At 42.1% G+C, this 12,664-nt stretch carries 7 protein-coding genes and 1 pseudogene; all 8 read left to right on the forward strand.

Going from position 1 to position 12,664, the window contains the following annotated elements:
* Nucleotides 1-75: 75 nt before the first annotated feature.
* Nucleotides 76-1,608, forward strand: a complete 1,533-nt coding sequence (locus tag GCA01S_RS07565) for an alpha-amylase family glycosyl hydrolase (RefSeq protein WP_017436518.1) — start codon at nucleotides 76-78, stop codon at nucleotides 1,606-1,608.
* Nucleotides 1,609-1,701: 93 nt separating this feature from the next.
* Nucleotides 1,702-2,727, forward strand: coding sequence for a LacI family DNA-binding transcriptional regulator (locus GCA01S_RS07570; RefSeq protein ID WP_042408690.1), 1,026 nt, complete (start codon nucleotides 1,702-1,704; stop codon nucleotides 2,725-2,727).
* A gap of 936 nt (nucleotides 2,728-3,663) precedes the next feature.
* Nucleotides 3,664-5,967 (forward strand): alpha-amylase family glycosyl hydrolase, encoded by a 2,304-nt coding sequence (locus GCA01S_RS07575; protein WP_042408692.1) that lies wholly within the window; start codon nucleotides 3,664-3,666, stop codon nucleotides 5,965-5,967.
* Nucleotides 5,968-6,313: 346 nt separating this feature from the next.
* Nucleotides 6,314-7,612, forward strand: coding sequence for a sugar ABC transporter substrate-binding protein (locus GCA01S_RS07580; protein WP_042408694.1), 1,299 nt, complete (start codon nucleotides 6,314-6,316; stop codon nucleotides 7,610-7,612).
* An 87-nt stretch (nucleotides 7,613-7,699) separates the two neighbouring features.
* Nucleotides 7,700-9,043 (forward strand): sugar ABC transporter permease, encoded by a 1,344-nt coding sequence (locus tag GCA01S_RS07585; RefSeq protein WP_012749395.1) that lies wholly within the window; start codon nucleotides 7,700-7,702, stop codon nucleotides 9,041-9,043.
* Between the two features lie 2 nt (nucleotides 9,044-9,045).
* The gene (locus GCA01S_RS07590) at nucleotides 9,046-9,915 is read left to right on the forward strand and encodes a sugar ABC transporter permease (protein WP_012749396.1); all 870 of its coding nucleotides are present in this window, start codon (nucleotides 9,046-9,048) and stop codon (nucleotides 9,913-9,915) included.
* Nucleotides 9,916-10,021: 106 nt separating this feature from the next.
* On the forward strand, nucleotides 10,022-12,331 hold the full coding sequence (locus GCA01S_RS07595) for a glycoside hydrolase family 31 protein (RefSeq protein ID WP_042408697.1): 2,310 nt from the start codon (nucleotides 10,022-10,024) through the stop codon (nucleotides 12,329-12,331).
* A gap of 70 nt (nucleotides 12,332-12,401) precedes the next feature.
* Nucleotides 12,402-12,539: pseudogene (locus tag GCA01S_RS20070) on the forward strand (LacI family transcriptional regulator); the annotation flags it as partial.
* Nucleotides 12,540-12,664: the final 125 nt, after the last annotated feature.

Genomic DNA, 12,664 nt, shown 5'->3' on the forward strand with positions numbered 1-12,664 from the left:
TAACCGTTATGATAAAAATGGTATTACCCCTTTCCGAAAAAGCAACGATATTACGATCAAAGGGGGGAAACGGAAATGGGGAATCGAGTATTCGCTCTGTTTATACTTCCGTTTCTTCTTTTTTATGCGTTTCCGGTACAAGCCGCTGAAAAAGAAGAACGAACCTGGCAGGATGAAGCAATTTATTTCATCATGGTTGACCGCTTTAACAACATGGACCCAAGCAATGATTACAATGTCAACGTCAATGACCCGAAAGGCTATTTCGGCGGTGATTTAAAAGGAGTGACTGCCAAACTGGACTACATTAAAGAGATGGGGTTTACGGCGATTTGGCTCACGCCGATTTTCAAAAACGAACCGGGCGGGTACCATGGCTATTGGATTCAAGATTTTTACAAAGTCGATCCGCACTTTGGCACGATGGAAGATTTAAAAACATTAGTCAAGGAAGCGCATAAACGCGGGATGAAGGTCATTTTAGACTTTGTCGCCAATCATACGGGGTATCATCATCCATGGCTGAATGACCCGGCAAAAAAGGATTGGTTCCATGAGAAAAAAGAAATTTTCGATTGGAATAACCAAAAGCAAGTAGAAAACGGCTGGGTGTACGGCCTCCCGGATTTGGCGCAGGAAAATCCGGAAGTGAAGCGCTATTTGATTGATGCGGCGAAATGGTGGATTAAACAAACTGACATCGACGGCTACCGCTTAGATACGGTTCGCCATGTGCCAAAGTCATTTTGGCAGGAATTTTCCAAAGAAGTGAAGTCCGTAAAAAAAGATTTCTTCCTTATTGGTGAAGTATGGAGCGAGGACCCGCGCTATATCGCTGATTACGGCAAATATGGCATTGACGGATTTATCGATTACCCGCTTTATAACGCGGTAACGAAAACACTGACGAAGCGCGATCAATCGTTGCGTTCGCTTTACGACGTATGGGAATATAACAAAACGTTTTATGACCGTCCGTACTTGCTTGGCACGTTTTTGGACAACCATGATACGGTCCGGTTTACGAAGCTGGCGATTGACAATCGGCAAAATCCGATTTCACGAATCAAGCTTGCTATGTCTTATTTGTTCTCCGCTCCTGGCATTCCGATTATGTATTACGGAACGGAAATCGCGATGAATGGGGGAGAAGACCCGGATAACCGCCGTTTAATGGATTTTCGCGCCGACCGGGAAATCATTGATTACATTAAAAAACTTGGCGAATTGCGGCAAAAACTTCCTTCCTTGCGGCGCGGTGATTTTACGTTGCTGTATGAAAAAGACGGCATGGCCGTATTTAAGCGCCATTACAAAGACGAAACAACGGTGATCGCCATTAATAATACAGGAAAAACACAAAAGGTGCATATCACGAATGACCAACTGACGCCGGGAAAAGAGCTGCGCGGGCTGCTTGCCGGCGATTTAGTGCGGAGCGGCCGCGATGGCTATGATATTATTATCAATCGCGAAACGGCGGAAATTTACGCGCTTGCCGATAAAACAGGGATCAATATTCCTTTTATCATGGCGATTGTCGCTGTTTACGTATTATTTATCCTATTTTTGTACCTTGTTAAAAGGCGGTCGAAACAGGCGACGTAAGCTGGCGTTCCAAAACAGTAAAAATGAATGACTATGTGCAACGTAACGTGATAAAAATTATACTATGGATAAAAAGTGAATGGGGGAGTGAAGATGACTGTCACGATCAAAGATGTCGCGAAACGCGCAAATGTGGCTCCCTCCACAGTTTCCCGTGTTATCGCCGACAGTCCGCGCATCAGCGAGAAAACGAAGCGGAAAGTGCGCGAGGCGATGAAAGAACTTGGATATCACCCAAATTTTATTGCGCGCAGCTTGGCAAACCAAGCGACGCAAGTCATCGGCATCGTCATGCCGAGCGCGGCGGAACAGGCGCTGCAAAACCCGTTCTTTCCAGAAGTCATCCGCGGCATCAGCAAGGCGGCGCATGAAAAAAAATACGCGCTGCAAATGTCCACGGGCGAAAAAGAAGTGGAAATTTATGAAGGGGTCGTCGACATGCTGCAAGGCCGCCGCGTAGACGGGGTGATTTTATTATACTCGCGCATCGATGATAAACTGATGAAATATTTGCAAAAAAACAAATTCCCATTTGTCGTGATTGGGAAGCCGCATCAAAAGGCGGAACAGATCACTCATGTCGATAATGACAATTACCTGGCGGGCAAAGAGGCGACCGAGTATTTGATTGCGCGCGGCCATGAACGAATCGCTTTTGTCGGCGGCAATAAGCAATATTTGGTCACCGTTGACCGTCTGAGCGGGTATGAGGCGGCGTTGAAAGAAGCTGGCCTTCCTTATCGTGAAGACTATATCATGCATGAAGAATTTCTGCAGGAAGGCGGCCAAGAGGCGATGAAAGAGCTGCTTTCGCTCGCAGACCCGCCGACCGCGCTTGTCGTCGCCGACGACTTAATGGCCTTAGGCGTGCTGAAGACGTTGGATGAAATGAACCTGCGCGTTCCCGATGACATTTCGATCGTCAGCTTCAACAACACGCTGCTGGCGGAAATGTCGCGCCCGCCGCTGACATCGGTCGACATCCACATTTTCCAGCTCGGCTATGAAGCAACGAAAAGTCTAATCGAAAAGATTGACAACCCAAACGAACCGGTCAAGCGCATTATTATTCCGCATCGCATTGTTGAGCGTTTTTCGTGCAACGATGGCAGGAAATAAAGTTTCCCCTAGCCGCGAAAAGGCGGTTAGGGGGATAATATGCTCAAAACGGGAGTTACCTATAAGGTAAAAATCTTGAACGGGGTTAGCGGGTGGCTGCCCTTAGCAAAAAAATCGATTTCGATACTTACTAGATAAAGTAAATTGTCGATCGTTTCTTCACTCACAAGATATAGCGATTGGACGTACTTCATCACGTGTATCTCTATAACTTAAGAAGCTTATCGCTCCCTCTTTATTGGAATACAGAAAAGATGGACCAATAAAATAGATAAGGTTTTAAGTCATTGGAGAAATTTAGTTGGTTACGTACAAAATCGAAAAATGAAAAAATCGTTTTGATTCTTATATTTTAAAGGTCAATCTGCAAAACAATCCTTTTTATTGGTAATTGGTTCCCACTATAGAGTCTGGTGCCATAAACAATGATTCGCATGCGCTCCTCATAGGTGTTGATAAGAACTCCCTTTTCCCTTGGTACATGAACACCATTTGAAATGAATCATCAACATTAGCCAGGTTGACAAAAGTCTTTGATGTGAACACGGGTTCCTTATGACGGAATCTCGTGATTGAAATCCCGCCTTCTTTGCAAGAGAGTCCAAATGGCAACCGAAAATTTAAATGGATTTTCAGCCGTATCTGCTTGTTTGAATGTAGAGATCATGGGTATATCGATTATTAGTGATATCTAAGTGATTGGCTTTGATGGATTGTCATCGAGTCAATGCATGATTCCTGCCTTTATAATTTTTAGTCAGAATATTATGATAAATTAACGAGTGACGGCTAGTTTATTGACTTCTTAAATAGATCAAAATGAGATGCTCAATGAATAGGAGGTGGTGTTACCCATAGAAATGTCATAGGAAAAAGTATATCAGTAAGAAGGTAGTTTTTTACGTCATATTATTTTAAAAGAAAGGAAGAAATGGCATGTGGAAGGTTCCAAAATTCATTAAACAATCATATCTCGTTTTTCTTCTTGCTCTATTGCTCTATTCTTCATTTGGTTTTTCGTTTTCCAGGACTGAGGCGACTACATCTACAGGAACTTTAGGACCAGTTACCCCGAAAGACACAATATATCAGATCGTGACGGACCGTTTTTTTGATGGCGACCCATCAAATAACAAGCCTCTTGGTTTTGATCCTACCTTGTTTGATGATCCGGACGGCAATAACCAGGGGAACGGGAAAGATTTAAAGTTATATCAAGGCGGTGATTTCCAAGGAATCATAGATAAAATTCCTTATTTAAAAAATATGGGGATAACTGCCGTTTGGATTTCCGCTCCTTATGAAAATAGGGACACTGTGATAGAAGATTATCAATCAGATGGAAGTATTAATCGTTGGACCAGTTTCCACGGTTACCATGCAAGAAATTATTTTGCAACCAACAAACATTTTGGTACTATGAAAGATTTTATTAGACTACGCGATGCTTTGCATCAAAATGGAATTAAACTAGTGATAGATTTTGTATCCAATCATTCAAGTCGTTGGCAAAACCCGACATTGAATTTTGCGCCTGAAGATGGTAAATTATATGAACCTGACAAGGATGCGAATGGCAATTACGTATTTGATGCTAATGGAGAGCCTGCGGATTACAACGGTGATGGAAAAGTTGAGAATCTTCTGGCGGATCCACATAACGACGTGAATGGTTTTTTCCATGGTCTGGGCGACCGGGGCAACGATACTTCTCGTTTTGGCTACCGTTACAAAGATCTAGGCTCTTTGGCTGATTATTCTCAGGAAAATGCACTAGTGGTTGAACATTTGGAGAAAGCAGCTAAATTTTGGAAATCAAAAGGGATCGATGGTTTTCGACATGATGCCACTTTGCATATGAATCCTGCATTTGTGAAGGGATTTAAAGATGCAATTGATTCAGATGCAGGTGGCCCGGTTACCCATTTTGGTGAATTTTTCATTGGAAGACCGGATCCCAAGTATGATGAGTACCGGACATTTCCTGAACGAACAGGAGTCAACAACTTGGATTTTGAATATTTCCGTACGGCCACAAACGCATTTGGGAACTTTTCTGAAACGATGAGTTCCTTTGGTGATATGATGATCAAGACAAGTAATGATTACATTTATGAAAACCAAACAGTTACTTTCTTGGATAATCATGATGTAACAAGATTTCGCTATATTCAACCAAACGATAAACCTTATCATGCAGCTCTCGCTGTCTTGATGACATCACGTGGGATTCCTAACATTTATTACGGAACAGAGCAATACCTGATGCCGTTAGACTCAAGTGACATTGCGGGTCGGATGTTTATGCAGACTTCTACTAACTTCGATGAAAATACCACTGCATATAAAGTCATTCAAAAGCTTTCAAACTTAAGAAAAAATAATGAAGCTATTGCCTATGGAACCACAGAAATTTTATACAGCACAAATGATATACTGGTCTTTAAAAGACAGTTCTATGATAAACAAGTAATTGTAGCGGTAAACCGACAACCGGATCAAACGTTTACCATTCCGGAATTAGATACGACTCTTCCAGTAGGAACCTATAGTGATGTACTGGGCGGACTGTTATATGGGAGTTCAATAAGCGTAAATAATGTCAACGGTCAGAACAAAATTTCTAGCTTTACCTTGTCTGGAGGAGAGGTCAATGTCTGGTCGTATAACCCATCATTGGGGACTTCAACTCCAAGGATTGGCGACGTTATTTCCACCATGGGACGTCCCGGTAATACCGTTTATATTTACGGTACTGGATTAGGAGGAAGCGTAACAGTCAAATTCGGTTCTACTGTTGCTACTGTGGTGTCAAACAGCGATCAAATGATTGAGGCTATAGTTCCAAACACTAATCCTGGAATTCAAAATATTACAGTTACAAAAGGATCTGTAACCAGTAATCCTTTCCGATATGAGGTCCTATCCGGCGATCAGGTGCAAGTAATTTTTCATGTGAATGCCACAACGAATTGGGGGGGAAACATTTATGTTGTCGGAAACATTCCAGAGTTGGGAAGCTGGGATCCGAACCAATCGTCTGAGGCGATGTTAAATCCGAACTATCCAGAATGGTTCTTGCCAGTGAGTGTGCCCAAGGGAGCTACTTTTGAATTCAAGTTTATCAAAAAAGATAACAATGGAAATGTCATTTGGGAAAGCAGGAGCAACAGAGTATTTACCGCACCGAACAGTTCGACCGGTACTATTGACACCCCTTTATATTTTTGGGATAACTAAAAGCTGAATTAAGGTAATATATTGGATCTGGCATAGTTGTCGGCTCCTTTTTTTGTGACATAAAATTTAATTAGCAATCAGCATAGCTACAAAAACTGTTATGTAATATTGATTTGTAGATTAGAATTTAATTTTTTTGAATTTATCAAACGTTTGCACTTTATTGATTATACAAAAAATTATTGCTTTTTTGTTTCTAGGCTTTTATAATTAAGGTAAAATACCATTGAAACCCCTTACATATACGTATTATTTTTTTAAATATATATGCAAACGATTGCACAAAAGTATTTGTTTATGGGTTTTAATGGTATGAATGATTTAGCCATATGGAAGGAGAGGGAAAATGAAGAAAAAGAGAAGGGGTATCTCAATTTTGGCAGTGATGGTGCTGGTATTCAGTTTGCTGGCGGCCTGCGGACCAACATCATCCCACAAAAGTGTCGGGAAGAATGAACCGGCAAGTACAAATGAAGGAGACAGTAAAGAAATTAAACCAGAAAAAGGTGCTAAACTGAAGGTCTGGGAATCTGGCGGAGCAATTGGTGAATGGACCAAATATGTGGCTGAAGAATTTACCAAAAAGTATGGGGTGCCGGTAACTTTTGAAGAAGTAGGACATACTGATGCGCCTGAAAAGCTCAAAACGGATGGTCCGGCTGGACTTGCGGCAGATGTGTTTGCTGCTCCACACGATCATCTAGGATCTATGGTATCAGCAGGATTGGTTTTAGAAAACTTTTTCCCAGAAGAGTATCAAGATAAGTTTATGAAATCTGCTATTGAGGGGACGACAGTTGATGGAACTCTTTACGGCTATCCTACGTCTATTGAAACATATGCTTTATTCTACAACAAAGATCTGGTAAAGAAATTACCTAAAACCATGGATGAACTGATTACACAAGCTAAAGAATTGACTGATATTAGAAACAATAAATATGGATTCATGATGGAAGTAGCGAACTTGTATTTTGTATACTCATTTATCGGCGGATACGGTGGTTATGTATTCGGTGATAACAATACCAATCCGAAAGACATTGGTTTGAATAATGAAGGAGCTGTAAAAGCAGGAAAGTTAATGCAACGTATTCATAAAGAAATCTTGCCTTTGAAGGTGGAAGATATTACTTATGATGTGAAACAATCTTTATTTAACGAAGGAAAACTAGCTTTCAATATTGATGGACCTTGGGCTGTAGCGGGCCATCGCGATGCTGGCGTGAACTTCGGTGTCATACCGTTGCCTAAATTGGAGAACGGTCAAACACCTACAAGTTTTTCTGGTATTCGCGCATTTTATGTAAATGCTTATACAAAGTATCCGAACGCAGCCTCCTTATTCGCCAAATTTGCAACGAGTGAAGAAATGCTACTAAAACGTTTTGAAATGACTGGGCAATTGCCACCGGTTCAATCTCTTCTAGACAATGAAACTATAAAAAATGATGAAATTGCATCGGCATTCTTGGAGCAAGCAAAATATGCAGTGCCAATGCCAAACATTCCACAAATGCCAATGGTCTGGGAACCTATGGCATCTGCTCTCACTACGATTTGGAATGATGGAAAAGATCCAAAAGAAGCTCTGGATGCGGCGGTTGACCAGATTAAAGCGGGAATTGCCACTCAGGGTCAGTAGCAACGAGATAGAAAATTGAATCAATGCTCTCTGTTTCGGAGGGCATTGATTCTTAATGTGAAAAAAAAACGGAAAGGGGATCTTTGCATGTCTCCAACACCCAATTTAGTTGCAGAACCAGAACGCCGCCAAACCAAGAAAGCAAGTACAGCCGCGGTATTATCCTTCCTTTTTATGGGTCTGGGACAAATTTATAATCGGCAGTACATCAAAGGAATTTTATATGCTCTGGTAGAAATATATGTAATTGTTTTTTTGACAAACCCGATTGTGAACGGTTTATGGGGCTTGATCACCTTAGGTGAGCAAGCTCAGGTTCGAAGAAGGGGAAGGGTAGTCATAGAAGGAGATCATTCCATCTTCTTGATGATAGAGGGATTGATAATTGTTATAGTCCTTGTTATTTTCCTGTTATTTTATATCTATAATATTCGTGATGCCTATAAAACAGGCAAACTTCACGAGACCGGAGAAAAAGTAAACAGTTTTATAGAATCATTGAAAAAATCATGGGAGTATGGATATGCTTACATTCTTTTGACTCCTGCTGCAATCTTTACTCTCTTTCTTTCCGTTCTTCCATTGACTTTTGGTATTCTGATTGCATTTACTAACTTTTCTTCCCCCAATCATTTGCCTCCAAAAAACCTAGTGGATTGGGTGGGGTTCCAGAATTTTATTGATTTATTTAGATTACAAGCATGGAGCAAGACATTTTATGGGATAGCGACTTGGAACATCATATGGGCTATTCTAGCTACTTTCACCACGTTTTTTGTGGGGATGTTCTTTGCTTTAATTATTAATCATAATAAAGTTCGCCTGAAACGAATGTGGAGAACAATATTCATATTGCCCTGGGCTGTTCCCCAATTTATTTCTATCCTTGTTTTTCGAAATATTTTCAACGGTCAATTCGGTCCTTTGAACCAGTATTTATCCACTTTAGGAATTGATCCTATTCCTTGGCTGTCCGATCCATTTTGGGCAAAAGTAGCTCTAGTGACCATAAATATTTGGTTGGGATTCCCGTTCTGGATGGCATTAATTGCAGGTGTGTTGACGAATATTGACAAGGAATTATACGAAGCGGCAGAAGTAGACGGAGCAAGCACATTTCAAAAATTTCGCTCAATTACTTTTCCTTTATTAATGTACTATACTTCTCCACTTTTAATCATGAGCTTTGCTGGAAACATCAATAACTTTAACGTCATCTACCTCTTTACCCAAGGGGGACCTGCCGATGGCAAATATACTTATGCAGGTTCAACTGATTTGTTAATATCTTGGATCTATAAGCTGACTTTGAACCATAGCCAATTTTATATGGCTTCCGTACTTTCCATTCTGATTTTTATTGTAGTAGCAGTATTTTCAATTTGGAACTTCCGACAAACAAAAGCATTTAAAGAAGAGGAAATGATGTAAAGATGAGTGCAAAACCATTACGTACAAAAAAATTGTCCGGTGCAAAGTTCAAGGAAGCTGTGGTTACCGTTCTAATCTATGCTTTTCTGATCATTTCAGCTATTTTGGTTTTGTATCCAATCGTCTGGATTTTCATTGGGGCGTTAAATCCAGGAGACACATTGTATAGTTCAACTCTTATGCCTGAGAAAATTACAATGAAGCATTACACACATCTATGGTATGAAACTGATTATGTCAAATGGTTTAAAAATACTTTATTCGTTGCAACGATGAATATGATCTTGTCCACGTTTTTAATCGTGTCATCGGCTTATGCTTTCTCACGTTTTCGATTTCCTGGCCGCCGCCAAGGTTTGATGGCGATGCTGATTCTGCAGATGTTTCCTAGCTTTATGGGAATGATTGCTATATATATTCTTCTTCTCCAGATTGGCCTATTGGACAATTTGTGGGGATTGATTCTTGTATATGCAGGCGGTTCTATACCATTTGGAGCATGGCTGGTCAAAGGATATTTTGATGGATTGCCAAGAAGCTTGGAGGAAGCAGCTAAAATTGACGGTGCATCCCACACCACCATCTTTTTCAAAGTGATGATGCCTCTGTCAGTGCCTATTTTAACCTTTATTGCGATTAACAATTTTATCGGGCCATGGATGGATTTTATTTTCGCCCGATTGGTTCTACGCTCCAACGAAAATAAAACTCTAGCAATTGGGTTGTTTGAGATGGTTACCGGTCGCGGAAATACTGAATTTACAACTTTTGCGGCAGGAGCCATTATTGTAGCGATCCCGATCACTATTCTGTTCTTGTTACTGCAAAAATACATTATTGCAGGCTTAAGCGCAGGTGCAAACAAGGGGTAATCGAAGTACGGAGATGAGGTGCAGAGCATTGAGTAAAAGAATAATATCTGATCCAGCTGGATGCTTATGAGGATGTGATTTTAGTTTAAAAAAAGGAGTCGTCATCATGCATACATTAACCGATTTAAGAGAAGTTACCATTACGGAAACAGCAGTTGAACTGTACTATGCATTTCAAGCCAAGGTTCTGATTCGCTCCCCACAGGAAGGAACCGTCCAGGTCCAGTTCCTGAAAGTGACCGATTGGAGCGAAGAGGTTCCGGAACCTTCCTATTCGGTTCTGCTAAAAGAGTTTCTTCCGCTTCAGGCGGAAGAGAGAGAAAATGAGATTACTGTTTCCATCCCGAAGGGGAGAGCGGTAATTTCCAAAGTGCCCTTCGGAATTCGCTTTTTTAATGAAACAGGCCGGGAGGTAACGAGAAGCGCTGATACTGCGGCGTATCAGTTTGACGGTTGGAAGAGCCGCATTTCCTTTCAATTTTCCGGTGACGAACGCATCTACGGGTTGGGGGAATCAGATCTCAATCAGGATGATGTTCGCCTCAATCACCGTGGTACAATCCGACCGATCTGGAACAAACATCTGCCTTCGCCTTCACGATTGATGATACCAGTTATCTACAGTTCAGAGGGGTACGGTCTCTTCGTTGATAATCCTTGGGTCGCCCGTTTTGATTTCGGTGTGGAGAAGGAAGATATCTGGTTCTATGAAGCCGAGGGTGGGACGATCACCTATTATCTATTCTTGGGGCAAGAGCTGAAAGATTTGGTCAGTCAGTATGTGGAATTGACGGGTCGCCCGGAGATTCCTCCACTCTGGACTTTTGGTTATTTGCAGTCCAAATTTGGATACAAGAGTCGTCAGGAAGTGGAGGAATTGGCAGAAACTTTCCGTCAAAAACGGATTCCGTGCGATTCAATCATTCTAGATCTCTACTGGTTTAAGAAGATGGGGGATATGTGCTTTGACCGTATCGCCTTCCCGCAGCCGGAAAAGATGATTGCGGGATTGCGCGGCAAAGGGTTTCATCCCATCGTAATTGAAGAGCCTTATGTGACAAAAGAAAGCCGTTTGTTCCCAGAAGGAGACAGGATTAAAGTATTTGCCAAAAAGCAAAATGGAGAAACCTATCTATTCCCATTTTGGGCAGGAGAATCGGCGTTGGTTGATTTCACAGATCCGCTTGCCAAACAGTGGTGGGCCGACCAACACAAGGAATTGATTGAGATGGGTATAGAGGGTTGGTGGACCGACTTGAACGAGCCGGAGGTTCACTTCCCGGATATGGTCCATCATGACGGCCCTGCTCAAAAGGTCCATAACATTTTTGCCTTGGAAATGCATAAATCATTGGCCTTGGCGCATGAACAAAACTGTCCAGAGCGCCGACTGTTTATCATGAGTCGCTCGGGATGGGCAGGCAGTCAGCGTTATGGCGTGGGGGTCTGGTCCGGCGATGTGGAGAGCACTTGGACCGACTTGAAGAAGCAACTGTCTGTAGCTTTAAGCATGAGCCTTGTCGGCCTCCCACTCTGGAACAGCGACATCGGTGGATTTAAAGGGAATGAACCGTCACCTGAACTCTATGTGCGCTGGATACAATTTGGAGCCTTTACCCCTATCATGCGCCCCCATGGTGCTCATCAAAATCGTGAGCCTTGGGCTTTTGGTGAAGAAACGGAAAAAATCGTAAAGAATTTCATCGAGTGGCGTTACCGCTTTCTGCCTTACATCTATTCCTGTGCATTTGAAACCTATCGCACCGGGATACCTTACATGCGTCCAATGGTTATGGAGGTGCCGGAGGATCTCAATTGTACCGAGATCTGTGATCAATTCTTCTTTGGATCCAATTTGCTGGTGGCTCCGGTTTTGGAAGAAGGTGCAACAACCCGCAAGGTTTACCTACCGGAAGGTCTTTGGTATGATGTTTGGACGTGGCAATCAGTTGAGGGGGGGAGAACGATCGAAGCTGATGCTCCTCTGGATCGTATCCCTATCTATGCCAAAGCGGGATCGATCATCCCTACATTGCCGGTAATGAAACATACAGAGGAACGATCATGGGATGAGATGACCATTATCGTCTACCCAGGGTGGAACGGTGAGTTTCTGCTATATGAAGATGATGGAAAGACAACAGCTTATAAACGGGGAGAATACCGCACTACGTTGTTCAGTCAGAAGAACTTGGACGATAAGATAATTGTAAATATTGGGGCAGGAACCGGTTTCTATCCTGAGCAGGTTGAACAACGAACCTACCACATTCTGATACCAGGTGTCACCGCTTCCGAGGTAAGAATGAACGGGAAACCTGTGCATTCTACCAAGCAAGAAGAAGGTTGTTTGGCGTTCACTTTGGAGGATCAGTCTGTAAAATGCGAGATTAATGTAGAGATAGTGATCAAATAAGCAAGGAACTTTCGATAAATATGAAATTCCAAATTGCATCAACTTCCTCTGTATTGTTGGCATTATGTTAAGAATTTTCCAGCTTGGCTATGAAGCGGCGAAAAGTTTGATTGAAAAAATCAGCAACCCCAACGAACCGGTCAAGCGCATTATTATTCCGCACCGCATTGTCGAACGGTTTTCGTGTGATTGCTATCGGAAGAAATAAAAAGCTGGCCCAAACGACTGCACTCGGTCGTTTGGCGTCGGCTTTTTTAATTGGGGAAGTAGATAGATTGTATGTTTTTGGTCGAGAATTAGGTTAGTGGGAGGAATAGGAGGGAGAAGGACTTT

Origin of the sequence: Parageobacillus caldoxylosilyticus NBRC 107762 (assembly GCF_000632715.1) — a bacterium.
Taxonomy (GTDB): Bacteria; Bacillota; Bacilli; order Bacillales; family Anoxybacillaceae; genus Saccharococcus; species Saccharococcus caldoxylosilyticus.